The 15,660-nt window shown below is 47.1% G+C and carries 18 protein-coding genes; 2 read left to right on the top strand and 16 right to left on the bottom strand.

The features are described 5' to 3' along the window. Nucleotides 1-126: 126 nt before the first annotated feature. Together ACFODX_RS01805 and ACFODX_RS01800 are read left to right on the top strand one after the other, a co-directional pair. Nucleotides 127-726, top strand: a complete 600-nt coding sequence (locus ACFODX_RS01805) for a TetR/AcrR family transcriptional regulator (RefSeq protein ID WP_378115456.1) — start codon at nt 127-129, stop codon at nt 724-726. A 172-nt stretch (nt 727-898) separates the two neighbouring features. Further along, a complete protein-coding gene (locus tag ACFODX_RS01800; protein WP_378115454.1) occupies nt 899-2,074 on the top strand; it encodes a lipid A deacylase LpxR family protein in 1,176 nt (391 codons plus the stop codon). An 18-nt stretch (nt 2,075-2,092) separates the two neighbouring features. On the opposite strand, the gene ACFODX_RS01795 is transcribed toward ACFODX_RS01800, so the two are convergent. From ACFODX_RS01795 to ACFODX_RS01720, 16 genes are all read right to left on the bottom strand, one after another. Then, the gene (locus ACFODX_RS01795) at nt 2,093-3,361 is read right to left on the bottom strand and encodes a hypothetical protein (protein ID WP_378115452.1); all 1,269 of its coding nucleotides are present in this window, start codon (nt 3,359-3,361) and stop codon (nt 2,093-2,095) included. A gap of 628 nt (nt 3,362-3,989) precedes the next feature. Next, a complete protein-coding gene (locus ACFODX_RS01790; protein WP_378115450.1) occupies nt 3,990-4,718 on the bottom strand; it encodes a YbgF trimerization domain-containing protein in 729 nt (242 codons plus the stop codon). Between the two features lie 16 nt (nt 4,719-4,734). Beyond that, entirely contained in the window at nt 4,735-5,199 is a 465-nt protein-coding gene (pal, locus tag ACFODX_RS01785) for a peptidoglycan-associated lipoprotein Pal (RefSeq protein ID WP_324258132.1), read from the bottom strand. Nucleotides 5,200-5,244: 45 nt separating this feature from the next. Then, nucleotides 5,245-6,525: a Tol-Pal system beta propeller repeat protein TolB gene (tolB, locus tag ACFODX_RS01780; RefSeq protein WP_378115448.1), complete on the bottom strand. Its 1,281-nt coding sequence runs from the start codon at nt 6,523-6,525 to the stop codon at nt 5,245-5,247. Further along, on the bottom strand, nt 6,522-7,364 hold the full coding sequence (tolA, locus tag ACFODX_RS01775; RefSeq protein WP_378115446.1) for a cell envelope integrity protein TolA: 843 nt from the start codon (nt 7,362-7,364) through the stop codon (nt 6,522-6,524). The genes tolB and tolA overlap by 4 nt, the downstream gene beginning before the upstream one ends. A 7-nt stretch (nt 7,365-7,371) precedes the next feature. Further along, nucleotides 7,372-7,800, bottom strand: a complete 429-nt coding sequence (gene tolR, locus ACFODX_RS01770) for a protein TolR (protein ID WP_378115444.1) — start codon at nt 7,798-7,800, stop codon at nt 7,372-7,374. A 35-nt stretch (nt 7,801-7,835) separates the two neighbouring features. Then, nucleotides 7,836-8,522: a protein TolQ gene (gene tolQ, locus ACFODX_RS01765; protein ID WP_324258136.1), complete on the bottom strand. Its 687-nt coding sequence runs from the start codon at nt 8,520-8,522 to the stop codon at nt 7,836-7,838. 92 nt (nt 8,523-8,614) lie between these two features. Next, nucleotides 8,615-9,640 (bottom strand): Holliday junction branch migration DNA helicase RuvB, encoded by a 1,026-nt coding sequence (ruvB, locus tag ACFODX_RS01760; RefSeq protein ID WP_378115443.1) that lies wholly within the window; start codon nt 9,638-9,640, stop codon nt 8,615-8,617. 57 nt (nt 9,641-9,697) lie between these two features. Then, nucleotides 9,698-10,312 (bottom strand): Holliday junction branch migration protein RuvA, encoded by a 615-nt coding sequence (gene ruvA / locus ACFODX_RS01755; protein ID WP_378115441.1) that lies wholly within the window; start codon nt 10,310-10,312, stop codon nt 9,698-9,700. A 35-nt stretch (nt 10,313-10,347) separates the two neighbouring features. Beyond that, nucleotides 10,348-10,869, bottom strand: coding sequence for a crossover junction endodeoxyribonuclease RuvC (gene ruvC, locus ACFODX_RS01750; RefSeq protein WP_378115439.1), 522 nt, complete (start codon nt 10,867-10,869; stop codon nt 10,348-10,350). A 63-nt stretch (nt 10,870-10,932) separates the two neighbouring features. After that, complete coding sequence (locus ACFODX_RS01745) at nt 10,933-11,676, bottom strand: YebC/PmpR family DNA-binding transcriptional regulator (protein ID WP_378115437.1); 744 nt, start codon at nt 11,674-11,676, stop codon at nt 10,933-10,935. Between the two features lie 87 nt (nt 11,677-11,763). Next, nucleotides 11,764-13,569, bottom strand: a complete 1,806-nt coding sequence (gene aspS / locus ACFODX_RS01740; RefSeq protein ID WP_378115435.1) for an aspartate--tRNA ligase — start codon at nt 13,567-13,569, stop codon at nt 11,764-11,766. Between the two features lie 87 nt (nt 13,570-13,656). Continuing rightward, complete coding sequence (locus tag ACFODX_RS01735) at nt 13,657-13,905, bottom strand: FmdB family zinc ribbon protein (protein WP_378115433.1); 249 nt, start codon at nt 13,903-13,905, stop codon at nt 13,657-13,659. 160 nt (nt 13,906-14,065) lie between these two features. After that, nucleotides 14,066-14,758: a monofunctional biosynthetic peptidoglycan transglycosylase gene (mtgA, locus tag ACFODX_RS01730; RefSeq protein WP_378115431.1), complete on the bottom strand. Its 693-nt coding sequence runs from the start codon at nt 14,756-14,758 to the stop codon at nt 14,066-14,068. Between the two features lie 6 nt (nt 14,759-14,764). Continuing rightward, on the bottom strand, nt 14,765-15,244 hold the full coding sequence (locus ACFODX_RS01725) for a DUF4124 domain-containing protein (RefSeq protein ID WP_378115429.1): 480 nt from the start codon (nt 15,242-15,244) through the stop codon (nt 14,765-14,767). 75 nt (nt 15,245-15,319) lie between these two features. Further along, nucleotides 15,320-15,634 carry a Rieske (2Fe-2S) protein gene (locus ACFODX_RS01720; RefSeq protein ID WP_378115426.1) on the bottom strand — a complete coding sequence of 105 codons (315 nt, stop codon included), beginning with the start codon at nt 15,632-15,634 and terminating at the stop codon, nt 15,320-15,322. Nucleotides 15,635-15,660 lie beyond the last annotated feature (26 nt).

Genomic DNA, 15,660 nt, shown 5'->3' with positions numbered 1-15,660 from the left:
TATGACAAATAATAAATAGGTATATGCTTTGGCAATCCACCTCTCAACACTAAAGCTGCAGTTGCTATAACAAATCAAACTAAGTTATCACTTGAATTGACAGACGACTGGTCATATATTTAAATCATGAGCAAACGCGAACTAAAAAAAGATCATCTCTTGGATGCAGGACTAAAAGTTATGGCTACTCGCGGCTATAACGGCACCAGCATTCAGGACATAGTCAACGCCGCCGACGTGCCTAAAGGCTCTTTCTACACTTACTTTAAGAGCAAGGAAGATTTTGCCATTGAAGCGCTGGAAAAGGTGACAGAAGAGCGGATGATTCATAACCGCCACCTACTAAATGATCGCAGCCTCTCACCACAGGAGCGCATTACTCGCTTTTTTGTGGACAACATTGGTGGTTGTGATGAAAACATTAATGGCGGCTGTTTTATCGGCAATATGTGTCAGGAGATGTCTGAATCCAGTGAGGCTATTCGCCTAAAAGTGCGACAAATGTTACGCAACAATACCCAGGCCATCGAAGATGTGCTCGAAGAAGCAAGACTGCACGAAGGACTGGAAACCCAATTACCATCCGCAATTATTGCTGAATTCCTCTTTAACGCATGGGAAGGAACAGTAATGCGTATGAAGGCTTCTAAATGTCGCGAACCTTTAAATGCTTTTCTAGCAGTGCTCCCTGAAATTTTTTCCAAAACACAGGCTAGACAAGAGTAGTTATCAAAAATTGCTTTAGCACAGCGCCTGTTGAGGCGCTTTTTCGTCACAAAAAACAAGACGACCAGTCACCTTAAATAGAGAGAAGACAGCAACTTAACATTCAAACGCGATTTCAACCAAATTAAAGACGACCAGTCATTTATATATGATAGGAAATTTGGAGTTTTTCATGAACAGCACATCCGCAAATCAACCCTCTTCGGGTCGATTAGCTCTACTTCAGGCGCTTGTGATCCAACTGATTGCATTGAGCTTGCTTGTTAGCATCGGTAGTTTCGCCAAGGCTGCAGAAGCTTATCCAGAGCAACAACCCCTTTGGCTTAAAGAGGCCAACAGAGTCGAGCAGGGTAAAGCGCCTCAACTCAATCTCAAAGATTCTCCAGAAAAACGCAAACGCAGCTGGGCCTTTGCCTTTGACAACGACTTCCTCGTACCAGGGCATAGAGATCAGGATTACACCTACGGGCTTAATTTCACCCAGACAGGATATAAGTTAGATAAGACCAAGGTTGGACTTGATAAGTTATTAATTGGTCTTGATGAATTATTGGGGAACACCAGAACGTCGATTCGTTCTCAAGAAGTATTTAGTCGAGAGATTGGGGCTTTTGGTTTCACACCTGAGAACATTAGTGTATCTGTCGCAAACACCGAAGATCGCCCCTATGCCAGCTTGGTTTATACATCCATTAACCGTGAACAAATAGATTTGGTTGATAATATCGCCTGGAAAAGTACTCTCACAGTAGGCGCACTGGGACTGGGTTTAGTGGGCGACTTACAAAATTGGGCACACCATTCGTTAAGCGGGAAAGATGCGCGAGGTTGGCACAATCAGATCAGTGAAGGAGGGGAAATAACAGGACGTTATGTATTAGCCCGCCAAGAATATTTAGATAATTTTTCCGATAATCTGGAAATTAAAAGCACTAGCCAAGTATCCATAGGCTATTTGACCGAAGCAAGTTGGGGGCTTAGTTTGCGCGCCGGCAGGATTCACAGCCCGTGGGCATCCTTCAATCCTGAACTGGCTAGCTATGGCGAAAGATCGTCTTATTCGAGCAACGCAAACGCCGTCAATGAACACTATTTCTGGGCCGGATTCGCCATCAAAGCAAGAGCTTATAACGCCTTCTTGCAAGGACAGTTTCGCGACAGCAGCGTAACTTATGAGCAAGCAGAATTAAGGCCCTGGCTTGTAGAGGCATGGGCAGGCTATACCTTTGCCTTTCAAAATGGCTATAGGGTCAGCTATTTAATTCGAGGGCACAGTTCTGAAATTAAGCAAGGAGCAGGCGACCGCAACTTGATTTGGGGTGGCTTAATTATTGCGCGCAGCATTTAATATACTGCGCGCTAATAATCACTTCAGTAATGCAGATTTAAAAGTTTCAACATCCGATCCAATTAATTTTTCTGTTGCAGCTTTTAAATCATCAAAAGAGACTTTTCTTTTTTCCATCAGTTGACGAGTCACATCATCCAAATCATATTTTTTGTTACTGCGCTTTTTTATTTCCTGATTCAAATCATCCAATAACACTACAGCTCGCGCGGTAATCGGACCTGTTGATTTTGTTTTTCGTAAATGAGTCACATCTGCCCCCCATTTCCCTAGGTTTTTTATTATTTTTGAGCGTCGAGCTTTTGTCATGCCATCAGCTCTATAAAGTAACTCGAATGAATAAAACTCAGCTAAACCCTCTGCAATCCAATCATCATTTGTTGTTTCAGTTTGCACGCCACTAATACGAGTTACCATATGTGTCAATTCATGTAGCAATGGACTAGTGCCATTTTCACTTACCAGAGGACGATCCGAATGTAAAAATAAGGAGTTGGACGCAGATAAACCACCACGCCACATTGGGTCACCGGCACCTACAACCAATAATTTTTCAGGCGTTTTGCCAAATGCTTTTGCAATTTCCGGCCAAACAAAATTAAAAAACACTAACGCATCCATACGCCTAAAATTTTCGCCTTTAGGTGCTGCAATTGCGATATCTGTTTTTGCTACATTTGCACGACGAGAGCCAAAGTCACCCGCAATCATCCAGCCAATCGGACGATCAAACAGGCGCTCAGGGTTATCAATAATAAACGTATTTGCTTTTTTACGTGGCCATCCAGTCTCAACACTATCCCAACTTGTAGGCAATACAAATTCCAATGTTGCTACTGCATGGGCTCCCGGAACTTCAGCAACAGTAACGGCTGGAATCAAATCGTCACCGCGAAATAGTGCCCAATCTTTAGTAACTCGTGCATCATATTTTCCCGGGCTTCGCTCGTTGGTCAGAGTTACAAAATATGTTAACCGCGCTTTACCTTTCGGTAATTCCCACGTAACCCTCTTATCCTTTTGAGTCAACTTTCCTGTGGCTCGAATATCCGAATATACAGAATGGCTATTAGCAAACTCTATTGTTTTTAACAGCTCACCTTTTTCAATACTAATCGCGACCGATGCTCCTTCACGCTCTGGCTCAAATGTTACATGGTAATGAAGCTTATAAGCGAGTTCCGGATTAAGCGTGCTTTCAGCACCAACAGATGGGTTAACAATCAGTAGTGAGAGCAGCACACTCCATGAAGAAGGCTTTAATAGATTTAATATCGATAACAACATTTATTTTATCCTCTAGTTTATGGCACTGCGCAATCACTGGAGAACGCATACTAGCCTCATCAAAAGCAACAATCAGAGAAAATTAGTCCTACTGACTATAGCGTCAATAATAGTGTTGCCAGCCTTAACCGCTGCTTACTGTAGTCAATTTCCTACAAAAATTCCCGAGATCTCTGACTATTTCAACAGCCTCATCAAAGTTATAGTGGCTTCACAAGGAAGAAAGAAGGGATTCGAAGTTAAAAATGGAATAGTTTGCAGGAGGCAGACGATACCAGTTGATGGAATCAGCTCACACGGATGATTAGGGACTAATGTCATCACAAGGAGTGAATGAGACTGAGCATTTGGGAGTGCTATGGATAAAGCTGATACCCACCAACTCATCCACCACTCTATATGGATGTAGGAGCAACAATCAGAAGGAAGGTGGAATTGAACTTTCAGCAGGATGCTGAGGTAAACTAAATGGAATGTTTACTGCGGTTCGATACTGGATACATCATGGGGATTTCCGCAAGGAAATCCCCTTTCTTTTTATCAACATGCAAGCCCTGCGAGATCTCAAGGATATAGCCGCATTATTTAAAATTAATTAATATTTGATTTTATATTGTAGGGATAGCAACTAAAAATTATCAGCAAGGAACTTGGCTGCAAGTTTTGCGGCGTCGGTATTACCAGCAGCAAGCTGACTCAACAAAGATTTAGCCTTGGCTTTATCACCCATAAGAAAATAAACCTTTCCTAAATCCAATTGTGCATCCGGTACTTTCGCAGCAGCAGGGAAATTGGCAATCAGATCAGTAAACCAGGATTTTGCCTGAGGATAGTCTTTCTTCAACATTGCGATTTTACCAAGCCAATAATGACTATTGCTCGCAAATTCTCCACCGGGAAAACGGTTCAAATGATCTTTGAAGGCACTCTCGGCTGCAGCAAAATCTTTTTGATTCAGCAAATCATAAGCAGCTTTATAAGTGTCTGCTTCATTGGCCGTATTTTGAGTTGCAGAAGCTTGCGTAGCGTCTGGTGATGAATTCGCTTGATTGGGTGGTGTAACAGCGGAAGAGGAGCCTCCCGACAGACGACGATCCAAATCAATGTAGTTATCGAGTTGCAATTGTTTGAGCTGTTTAAGCTCGTAGGCTTGCTCTTCTATCAATCCACGTAGAGTAGCAACCTCTTCTTGGAGTGAACGAATTTGAGAATATACGTCAGATTCTGCAGAGGCGGGTATTTTTGATTGAGACACCCCAGAGCCGAAGCCCTGAGGTGAAGACTCAACAACCCGTACTTGCGCCTTGAGGACTGGAGCTGAAGCAATTAGGGCAACAGCAAGCAGAGTTTTAAGCATACGGGTTCAGACTCTCTTAGTACTTAACTTCTACACGACGGTTTTGAGCCCAAGAAGCTTCATCGCTACCGGTAGCAGCTGGCTGCTCTTCACCGAAGCTAACAACTTCCAGAGAAGAACCATTTACGCCTTGAGTTACAAGGAAGTCACGTACAGCGTTAGCACGCTTTTCACCGAGAGCCATGTTGTACTCACGTGAACCACGCTCATCAGCGTGACCTTCCAAGCGTACAGCTACTGAAGCACCTTTCAGCTTGTCAGCATGAGCCAACAGAACAGCACGGCTTTCAGCAGTCAAAGCGTATTGATCAAAATCAAAATAAACAACGTTTGACAGAGTAGCTTCTGATACGCCTGAACCAACAGAAGAACCACCAGTGGTTGGAGCTTCAGTAGCGGCGTTGTCGCTGCTTGAACAGCCAACGAGGAAAGACATAACAACAGCCAGAGTAAGACCTTGCTTGATTGCCTTGGTGATCATGTGTGTGTAACTCCAATGAAGTTTTGATCTAGTTTGAACGGGGATTTAGTTAAAGAATGGCGACCATGCGGGTTCCCGCACATCACCCTGTTTTGGAGGCTGGAGGATTTTGACGCGCGCATCAAGAGACACGGCCGCCAATACTCCTTTACCACCAGAACGAGTCGCATACATTAGCATAGCGCCATTGGGCGCTATAGTAGGCGATTCATCCAGATTTGTCTCGGACAAAATGCGTAAATTTCCAGTTTTTATATCCTGTGCAGCGATATGGTGAGTCGTACCTGGCCGTTTATTCAACATAACCAAACTCTTGCCGTCAGGAGAGACTCTTGCACGAGCGTTGTAATCACCATCAAAAGTCACTCTCTCTTGCTGCATACTCGCCAAATGAACTTGATAAATTTGGGGCTTACCCCCTCTATCAGAAGTGAAAAAGAGCGATGCACCATCTGCAGACCAGCTCGGCTCATGATCAATTGCAAAATGGTTGGTGACTCTTGTTAATTGCCGTGTGAGTACGTTCATCACATAAATTTCTGGATTGCCATCTTTAGACAATGCCATCGCCAATTTTTGTCCGTCCGGAGACCAGGCGGGAGCACCATTCAACCCACGAAAGCTGGTCATCTGTTGGCGCCGGCCTGTTGCTATGTCCTGAATGTAGATAGCGGGTTTGTTATCTGCCTCAAAAGACACATAAGCAACACGCTGCCCATTTGGCGACCACACCGGAGAAAGCAAAGGAAAACGAGACTCAAGCAGTAAACGAGCTCGGAAACCATCAATATCTGAAAGCATTAAACGGTATTTTTGAGGCTGCTTGAAGGCTTCAACATAAATAAGCTTGGTTGAGAAAATACCACGTATACCAGTGATTGTTTCATAAACCTTATCGCTGATGTGATGAGCCATATCGCGTAATTGTGCAGATGTGCCATCAACAGTCAGTTTTGCAAAAACGCGTTTCTGCTGCACCACATCAAATAACTCATAACTTGCATAGTAGCGGCCAGCTTGTTGCGTGATTGATCCAATCAGAAGATATTCAGCGCCCAGTGCTTTCCAGTCACGATAATGCACCTCTGCCTCTGAACGAGGAAAAGACAACATCCGCTCTGGCGAAGTAGCCTCAAATTGACCTGAAAACTCAAGATCATTTCCTACGATTTTTGCCAAGTCTTCCGGCAGCTTTCCACCTTGCCATGCAAAGGGGACTACCGCAATTTTAGTGGGATTATCCACACCTTTAGTGACACGCAAATTTAATTGCGCATGGGCCAAGCCAGTCACAAATATTAAGCACAATAATAAATAACGTTTCACGACCTTAAGTCCTCTGGGCTAAATGTAAATCTGAATACACGAAAATACTTTTCAAAAATGTCAGGCGGAATTTGCATGGCCTCGGTGAAGCGATCCACTCGCCTGACTGCCTGCTCGGCAGACCGATCAAAAGCAGCATCACCACTACTTCTTACAACACGAAGGCCGGTTACAACCCCTGTTGGAAGCATATTCACTTCCAAAACAACCTCCAAGCCATTACGAGCCGAGGGAGGCCTACTCCAGTTTTGCTGCACACGCTCAATCAACATCTCTTCGTAACTTTTTGTATTTACATCATCATTGGTATCACTAATGTGTTTTGCTTCCTTCTGCAAAGCAGCTTGTATGCGACGCTGCTCCTCTTGAGCCTCTTGTTCACGCTTGGTTTTCTTTGCAGCTTCGGCTTTTTGCTTAGCCAGCTCATCAGCTTTACGCTTTTTTTCCGCAGCCTCTTTTTCTGCTTTTGCTTTGGCAATCTTCGCTTGCTCTTCCTTAATTTTTTGCTGTTTCACTTTTTCAGCTTCAGCGGCTTTAGCTTCTTGCTCTTTCTTCTGTTGAACCAAGACTTCAGCTTCTTTGCGCCGCTGCTCATCCTGCTTTTTATTATTTTTTAGATCTTCGTAAGCTTTGGAATCCAAAACCTGCTCTTTTGTTTGCTGTGGAGCAGCTTTGGCTTTTGGTTTTAAATCAACCAAAGTAGCTGTGACATAATGAGGTTTATAGGGTTCAGGTTCCTTTTTAAAAAAGCTCCAATCCCCCAAAAATAAAACCAATAGCAGAGTGTGCAAAGACACACTAAGAAAAACAGGAAGTGAAAATGATTTTTCCAATCGCATACAGAACCTAGCGCGGCGGCTCCGTAATCAACCCAACGGAAGGAGCGCCAGCTAATTTCAGCTCTCCCATTAAGGCCACAATTACGCCGTACTCCACTTTTTTATCCCCCTGCACAAAAACAAGGGTATTTGGTTTTTCAGCCAATACCTTGGTAACGATTGATTTAATTTCAGCCAAGGGGCGAGCTTGCTCAGGATCCCCCGCCAAATCGATGTAGTAACTGCCATCGGCTTTTACCGATACAGTAATAGGCTCGTCATCTTTTGACTCAACAGGCTCTGACGCCGCTTGGGGTAACTCAACCTTTATCCCCTGGGTCATCATAGGTGCAGCGATCATAAACACAATCAGCAATACCAGCATGACGTCGATCAACGGGACAACGTTAATCTCCGCTTTGAGTTTCTTTTTTACCGGTGGACCAAATCCAGACATGTTTTTAAACCTGTTAACAAATCAGAGTAGCAGCGTTATTTGCTGTGAACCTGGCGATGCAGGATGGCTGAAAACTCTTCAGCAAAAGTTTGATAGTTACTCATCAGGTTTTCTGCACGCGCAGAGAATTTGTTGTATGCCAGCACAGCAGGAATGGCGGCAAATAGGCCCATTGCCGTAGCGATCAAAGCCTCAGCAATACCTGGTGCGACAGTAGCAAGACTCGGCTGACCTGCGTTAGCTATGTTAAGGAAAGAAACCATAATGCCCCACACAGTACCAAATAAACCTATATAGGGAGTTACCGATGCAACACTGGCCAAAAATGGGAGATTTTCCTCAAGCTTTTCATGTTCGCGAGCCAGAGCAACACGCATAGCGCGCATGGAGCCTTCCATGATTGCATCTGAATCTGCACCTGCTTGCTGGCGCAGACGGTTAAACTCCTTAAAACCTGCGCGAAAAATGCTTTCTATACTCTCAACCGCCTCATTGCGGTTATTGCCTTGGCGATAAAGCTGGTTCAAATCAATTCCAGACCAGAACTGTTTCTCAAAGTAAACAAATGCAGCAGCGGCTTTGCGCTGGTAAACCTGACGCTGGAAAATCATTACCCATGAGATGACAGACGCCAAAAATAAAATCAGCATCACCATCTGCACAATAAAACTGGCCTCAAGCATGAGGTGGAGAATCGATAGACTTTGATTGGCTTCCGACATAGGTAGAGTTAACTCTCGCTGGTTGAACTAGGAAAAAGGGGCGCACATCATAGCCTAAAGTGCGCCGAAATACTCAGTGCTCTAGGAGTCTGTCACTCTGCTATATCCTGCATCCGCTTGGGAACGGGCATACCGAAATAGAGATAAGCATTAGTGGTGAGGATGCGTCCACGAGGAGTACGCGCCATAAAGCCCTGTTGAATCAGATAAGGTTCTATTACATCTTCGATAGTTCCCTTATCTTCACTGATTGCCGCGGCCAAACTCTCCACGCCGACTGGTCCGCCATCAAAATTATGCATCATCGCTGTAAGTAACCGGCGATCCATATGGTCAAAACCACGCTCATCAACATTGAGCATATTGAGCGCACTGTCTGCCATTTTTGCAGTGACCACACCATCCCCTTTTATCTCGGCAAAATCGCGAACCCGACGCAAGAGTCGATTGGCGATTCGCGGGGTGCCACGCGAACGCTTGGCCACTTCCGCTGCCCCCTCTATATCCATCGGAACACCTAGTAGCGCGGACGACCGCGCCACTATATGAGTGAGATCGACGACATTATAAAACTCCAATCGCTGAACAATACCAAAACGATCGCGCAGCGGAGAGGTTAACAAACCTGCCCGAGTAGTAGCGCCAACCAGTGTAAATTGTGGTAAATCCAGCTTAATGGAACGCGCTGCAGGCCCCTCTCCGATCATGATATCCAGCTGGAAATCCTCCATCGCCGGATAAAGGATCTCTTCAACCACCGGACTCAAACGATGAATTTCATCGATAAATAAAACATCGCCCGGCTCAAGGTTGGTGAGCAGTGCGGCCAAATCACCCGCTTTTTCCAGTACAGGTCCAGAGGTACTCTTTAGTGAGACATTCATTTCATTAGCAATGATATTGGCCAACGTGGTTTTACCTAAACCCGGCGGGCCAAACACCAAGGTATGATCCAAAGCTTCTCCACGTTTTTTAGCTGCTCCAATAAAAATCTCCATCTGCTCACGTACTGCCGGCTGCCCGACATAATCAGCGAGAGATTTGGGACGCACCGTGCGATCAAGGTGATCCTCACGCTCTTTGGCAGCAGGAGCAATCAGACGATCTGTTTCAATCATTGTTAACAAGCCTGATTAATAAATGATGACTGGTTTTCGATTCGAAGAATAATCGACTTATCCGGCGATGGCGCGCAACGCCATACGAATTAACTCTTCGCTTTTGGCATCCGGTTTTTGCTTGGCAGCCAAGGACACCATTTTGGCGGCATCTACCGGTTTATAGCCCAGCGCAATCAGTGCACTTTCTGCTTCGGCAAACACTTCGTTGTCAGTAGCGATAGTTTGGATCTCGCTGTGCGCCAGCAGATCATTTTGCGGCATATCCCAATTTTTCAGGCGATCCCGCAACTCAATCACTAAACGCTCTGCGGTTTTTTTGCCTATGCCCGGCACTTTGGTTAAGGCGGTGATATTGTCATCGCGCACGCAGCGGGCGATGTCATCCGCTTCCATGCCCGAGAGAATCGCAATCGCCAACTTGGGACCAACACCATTCACTTTAATCAAGGTGCGAAACAAGGAGCGGTCGCGCTGGTCGGCAAAGCCAAATAACTGGTGCAAATTTTCAGTAATAGATAAATGTGTATGCAACACCATTTCCTGACCTATGCCTGGCAGACGATAAAAAGTCGTCATGGGTGCCTGTACTTCATAGGCGACGCCTTGCACATCTAACAATAAATAGGGTGGTTGTTTTTCCAACAAGACACCGCGTAAACGTCCAATCATAGTCGTCTCTTTGGATAGGTTGTAGATGAAAAGGCTTAAACAATTCGGCCGCGACGGAAGCTGGAGGAGCCGGCCATGCGAATCAAATGATCACGACTATTAGCATGACAAAGCGCCACCGCCAAAGCATCGGCAGCATCCTCCTGCGGTGCAGCAGGCAAACGCAGTAAGGTTTTCACCATATGCTGCACTTGGAATTTATCGGCAGCACCATTGCCCACAACTGACTGCTTTACCTTGCGCGCTTCATATTCCGACACTGGCACATTTTGCGCTGTAGCCGCGACTATAGCCGCCCCCCGCGCCTGCCCCAACTTCAATGCTGAGGATGCATTTTTTGCCATAAACACCTGCTCGATTGCCATCTCTTGCGGGCAATATTGCTCGATGATTTGAGTCAAGGAATCAAAAATAACTTTAAGGCGAGCAGGCAAATCATCCGCATCTTTCATGCGAATCACGCCGCTGGTGACATACTCATGCTTACTGCCAATGGCATTAATAATGCCAAAACCAGTCTTGCGGGAGCCGGGGTCTATACCGAGAATAAGCGCCATAGGTTGTATCTATATACAGTGGTTATGGCGCAGTGTTGCATGACCGGCGGCGCGAGGCAAGCCTTAGCCGACTTGCTCCATAATCTCTTCACTGATGTCCGCATTGGTGTAGACGTTTTGTACATCGTCCAAATCTTCCAAAGCATCAATCAGCTCGAGGATTTTTTCGGCCGCGTCTTTATCGAGGCTCACGGTTAAGGATGGGATTAGGGCGATCTCTGCCGAGGCGGGATTGAAACCAGCGCTGGTGAGTAGATCTTTTACGCGGAAAAAATCTTCAAACGCAGTCATTACATCGGCGGAGCCATCGTCATTGATGAGCACATCATCAGCGCCCGCTTCGAGGGCGGCCTCCATCAGCGCATCTTCATTCACACCCGGTTCGAAACTGATTTGACCTTTGCGTGCAAATAAATAGGAAACGGAACCGCTGGTACCCAGGTTGCCGCCCTTTTTATCGAAGGCATGGCGCACATCGCCAGCGGTGCGGTTACGATTATCGGTCATACATTCCACGATAAACGCCACACCGTTAACACCGTAACCTTCGTAGGTTAGCTCTTCGTAAGCATCGGACTCGTTAGTGCCGGCACCACGGGCGATCGCACGCTCTACTACATCTTTTTTCAGGTTGTTGAGGTAGGCCTTATCAACCGCAGCGCGCAGGCGCGGGTTGTCAGCAGGGTTGGCTCCGCCTTTGGCGGCGACCGTTAATTCGCGAATAATTTTGGTGAAAATTTTGGTGCGCTTGGCGTCTTGTCGCGCCTTGCGGTGTTTCATGTTTGCCCATTTGGAATGTCCGGCCATTTAACAACTCCAACTGTTTTTTTAACTTCACAATATTTTGAAATAAAAAAGGTGGGCAAAAGCCCACCTTCTCAATGCTACAAAAGATTACATACCGTATTCCGGTGCATCTTCTGCAACAGCGGCTTTTTCTTTCTTGCGCAGACGGATATGCAAGTCGCGCAATTGCAATTCATCCACAGTACCCGGCGCATCGGTCATCACACAGGCCGCGCTTTGGGTTTTGGGGAAGGCGATAACGTCACGGATGGAGCTTGCGCCCACCATCAGCATAATCAAGCGATCCAAACCAAAGGCCAAACCACCGTGTGGTGGCGCGCCGTAGGCGAGTGCATCCAGCAGGAAGCCGAACTTCTCGCGCTGTTCTTCCGGTGAAATACCGAGGATTTTAAATACCGCTTGCTGCATAGCAGATGAGTGGATACGCACTGAACCACCACCCAACTCAGTACCGTTCAATACCAGGTCATACGCGCGAGACAGGGCCGCGCCGGGATTGGCAATCAATTCTTCCGGTGTGCAGCTTGGCGAGGTGAATGGGTGATGGATTGAGGTCCAGCCACCTTTGTCGTCCTCTTCAAACATCGGGAAATCCACAACCCAGAGCGGAGCCCATTGGGTAGTGTACAGCTCAAGGTCTGCACCCAATTTGCAGCGCAACGCTCCCAAAGCTTCGGTGACGATTTTGTGTTTGTCGGCGCCGAAGAAAATCAGGTCGCCGTTCTCAGCACCCACACGCTCCAAAATGGCGGCGCGCACTGGCACTGGCAGGTTTTTAACAATCGGTGATTGCAAACCTTCTTCCAGATCGGACTTGTCGTTGACTTTGATGTAGGCCAAACCTTTTGCGCCGTAGATACCAACGAACTTGGTGTAGTCGTCGATTTGTTTGCGGGTCAGCTTTTCATTTCCACCTGGGACTTTCAACGCGGTAACGCGGGATTTTGGATCGTTAGCCGGGCCAGCGAAGACTTTGAAATCCACTTCAGTAACCAGGTCTTTGATATCAACCAATTCAAGTGGGATACGCATGTCCGGTTTGTCTGAACCATATTTAGCAATCGCTTCCGAGAACGGCATGTGATTGATTTCAGCAAACTCAACACCGAGCAAATCCTTGAACAATTCGCGGAACATACCCTCGGTAATTTCCATGATTTGTTCTTGCGACATAAATGAAGTTTCTATGTCGATCTGGGTGAATTCTGGCTGACGATCAGCGCGCAGGTCTTCGTCGCGGAAGCATTTGGCGATTTGGTAATAGCGGTCGTAACCGGCCACCATTAACAGTTGTTTGAACAATTGCGGTGATTGTGGCAGTGCAAAAAATTTACCGTCGTGGGTACGTGATGGCACCAGATAATCGCGCGCACCTTCTGGCGTAGCACGGGTCAGGATGGGGGTTTCAACATCGAGGAAACCATTGCGATCCAGATAGTTGCGGATCACGCTGGTGACTTTGCTGCGGAAGCGCAGGTTTTTCTGCATTTCGGTGCGACGCAAATCCAGGAAGCGATACTTCAAGCGGGTTTCTTCGCCCACATTGGAGTAAGCATCCAAGGGGAAAGGCATGGTTTCCGCTTCGTTCAGAATGGTCAGCGCGGTACCGTAAACTTCGATCTCACCAGTCGCCATATTCGGGTTGACGGTTGATGGCGCACGCGCGCGCACTTTACCGGTCACTTGCAATACATATTCGCCGCGCACCTTGTCGGCCAACGCAAAATTCTCTTTGGCATCCGGATCAAACACCACTTGCACAATACCTTCGCGGTCGCGCAGGTCGATAAAGATCACACCACCGTGATCGCGACGACGATCCACCCATCCGCAGAGGGTGACTTCTTGATCGATAAACGAGGCATTTAAAGCGCCACAATATTGGCTGCGCATAGCGAGTTCCTGATTTGGTAGAAATTATTTATAAATGCGAAATTATGGGTAACTACGGGGGCTGGCGATTAGCCACCCCCCACGGTCTCAAGCACTGGCTGGCGTGCTGGATGAACCGGAACTACCGGCCTCGCCAGCAAGATTCTTTTTCTTGCCCGACTTGAAATCCGTTTCATACCAGCCACCACCGGACAACCGAAAACCGGCGGCTGAAATTTGTTTTTTAAGGCTGGGTTTGCCACAGGCAGGACAATCTACCAGCGGCGCATCACTTAACTTTTGCAACGCCTCTAACGCGTGACTACAGGATTCACATTGATATTCGTAAATAGGCATCTAAAGCACCTCAGTTCAACAGATTAACTACTACAGGATACTGAGACCCTAAAAGGGTCGCGATTGTAGCCTAAAAGCCATGGCGCGAGAACCACGCCGGCAGGATATGGTCATCGCTGCAAAAATTTAAAGCGATCCCGTTAAAAATCTGAGCGGCAACTCAGGGGATTTGCGAGTTGCGCATACGCGCTTGCACTCGCGAGGCATGGCGCACCACCCACGCGGGCATGGCCTTTTCGTACTGGCGCGGGTTGGGCAGCATAACTGCCATACGCGCCGCTGCTGTAGGACCTAGTTGCGCAGCTGAAACCCGATAGTAATGACGCGCAGCCGCCTCGGCCCCAAACACACCATTACCCCACTCCACTACATTCAAGTAAACCTCCAGAATGCGCTGTTTATCCCACAGAGCCTCTATCATCAATGCGATGATCGCCTCCTGGGCTTTGCGCCAGTAGGATCTTGAAGGTGAGAGAAACAGGTTTTTTGCCAGCTGCTGGGTAATGGAAGATCCACCGGCAACTGACTTGCCCCTGCGCTGGTTTTTCTGCAGGGCCTGTTCGATTCCACGCCAATCAAAGCCGTGATGCTGCATAAACCGATCATCCTCTGCAGCAACAACCGCGCGCTTCAAATGGGTAGATATTTGCGCGTAATCCACCCATTCATACTGCAATTCGATGTTGGGACTCTTCTCCCGCAACTCCGCCAAACGAATCGCCATAAAACTGGTTTCAGCAGGATTAACCCATTTCCAAACAAGCAGATGCGCTACCAACCACAGTTGATACACGAGAATCAGTAGCAGTAGCCATTTAAAGGAAAAGCGTACAACCCGCCAAAAGCGTTTCATGGTTAATCAGTAACCCTGCTCTTGCTGGGCAGCGCGCCGGTTCATTGCATCGGCAGCCGCGCGGGCTTTCTCCAGTGGCGAAGCGGTATCACCGGCTGCCGTTTCGTTTGCGCTGTGGGTGGCAGGTTGAGTGCTGGTGGGAGACAGGGTATTGCGCGTATCCACCGTGATTTGCTGCGCATTCTGCGCTTGGGGTTTATCGCTGAAATGCACACGCCCTTCAGCGTCAGTCCATTTATAAACTTTTACCTCGGGCGCTGGCTCCTCATTAGAGAGCTGGCTTGCTACTTTATGTGCTGCCTCGCGCGCATCAGAAGCAAGCTGATCCGCCGAAAACCCGGGTAAAAAATCACCTGAACTTTTACCCGCAAACTGATCGCGCATAGCCAGAAGTGGCATCTGCCCGGTTTTCAAATAAACAAGGTAGTTGCCTATACCAGCAACAAATACCAGCACCATTAATGATTTCATTATCAAACTTTTCATAAAGCTCCCTGTTTTTCCTTGTCTGGATTAAGTCTTGTTTGGATTAAACCTTGTTTCTATCAAGCCTTGGTGGATTTAAGCATTGGTGGTTTCGACGCCCAACAGGTTAGCCTCGTACACCAATGGAATAAACTGCAATCGCCCGCCACAAGCCGGATTCGCAGAGCGCCCGCTGTGTAAATCAAACTCAATTCCATGCAGCGGACAGCGAATATTATTACCACTTGCTGTGGCGTAGGTAAGCGAAGCGCCAGCGTGGGGGCAGGCATTTTTAATCAGCACTGGCCGGCCATTTTCCTGAAGCAACAGCAACGGCTGACCATCCAGCGTAAACGCCTTGCGGTAACCATCATAAAGTTGATGCAACTTTTCCAGCGCAACAAATGGCATAAACCTATTCCTCGCGAATTAACAAT

The organism is Cellvibrio fontiphilus (genome assembly GCF_042646205.1).
In the GTDB taxonomy this organism is placed as follows: domain Bacteria; phylum Pseudomonadota; class Gammaproteobacteria; order Pseudomonadales; family Cellvibrionaceae; genus Cellvibrio; species Cellvibrio fontiphilus_A.
Note: the sequence above shows the minus strand (reverse complement) of the source record. Positions and strands in the feature narration are given on the sequence as shown.

What these genes read in the sequence shown, in the direction of transcription:
- ACFODX_RS01805 (WP_378115456.1), top strand. Translation starts at nt 127, where the DNA reads ATGAGCAAACGCGAACTAAAAAAAGATCATCTCTTGGATGCAGGACTA.
- ACFODX_RS01800 (WP_378115454.1), top strand. Translation starts at nt 899, where the DNA reads ATGAACAGCACATCCGCAAATCAACCCTCTTCGGGTCGATTAGCTCTA.
- ACFODX_RS01795 (WP_378115452.1), bottom strand. Translation starts at nt 3,361, where the DNA reads ATGTTGTTATCGATATTAAATCTATTAAAGCCTTCTTCATGGAGTGTG.
- ACFODX_RS01790 (WP_378115450.1), bottom strand. Translation starts at nt 4,718, where the DNA reads ATGCTTAAAACTCTGCTTGCTGTTGCCCTAATTGCTTCAGCTCCAGTC.
- pal (WP_324258132.1), bottom strand. Translation starts at nt 5,199, where the DNA reads ATGATCACCAAGGCAATCAAGCAAGGTCTTACTCTGGCTGTTGTTATG.
- tolA (WP_378115446.1), bottom strand. Translation starts at nt 7,364, where the DNA reads ATGCGATTGGAAAAATCATTTTCACTTCCTGTTTTTCTTAGTGTGTCT.
- tolR (WP_378115444.1), bottom strand. Translation starts at nt 7,800, where the DNA reads ATGTCTGGATTTGGTCCACCGGTAAAAAAGAAACTCAAAGCGGAGATT.
- tolQ (WP_324258136.1), bottom strand. Translation starts at nt 8,522, where the DNA reads ATGTCGGAAGCCAATCAAAGTCTATCGATTCTCCACCTCATGCTTGAG.
- ruvB (WP_378115443.1), bottom strand. Translation starts at nt 9,640, where the DNA reads ATGATTGAAACAGATCGTCTGATTGCTCCTGCTGCCAAAGAGCGTGAG.
- ruvA (WP_378115441.1), bottom strand. Translation starts at nt 10,312, where the DNA reads ATGATTGGACGTTTACGCGGTGTCTTGTTGGAAAAACAACCACCCTAT.
- ruvC (WP_378115439.1), bottom strand. Translation starts at nt 10,869, where the DNA reads ATGGCGCTTATTCTCGGTATAGACCCCGGCTCCCGCAAGACTGGTTTT.
- ACFODX_RS01745 (WP_378115437.1), bottom strand. Translation starts at nt 11,676, where the DNA reads ATGGCCGGACATTCCAAATGGGCAAACATGAAACACCGCAAGGCGCGA.
- aspS (WP_378115435.1), bottom strand. Translation starts at nt 13,569, where the DNA reads ATGCGCAGCCAATATTGTGGCGCTTTAAATGCCTCGTTTATCGATCAA.
- ACFODX_RS01735 (WP_378115433.1), bottom strand. Translation starts at nt 13,905, where the DNA reads ATGCCTATTTACGAATATCAATGTGAATCCTGTAGTCACGCGTTAGAG.
- mtgA (WP_378115431.1), bottom strand. Translation starts at nt 14,758, where the DNA reads ATGAAACGCTTTTGGCGGGTTGTACGCTTTTCCTTTAAATGGCTACTG.
- ACFODX_RS01725 (WP_378115429.1), bottom strand. Translation starts at nt 15,244, where the DNA reads ATGAAAAGTTTGATAATGAAATCATTAATGGTGCTGGTATTTGTTGCT.
- ACFODX_RS01720 (WP_378115426.1), bottom strand. Translation starts at nt 15,634, where the DNA reads ATGCCATTTGTTGCGCTGGAAAAGTTGCATCAACTTTATGATGGTTAC.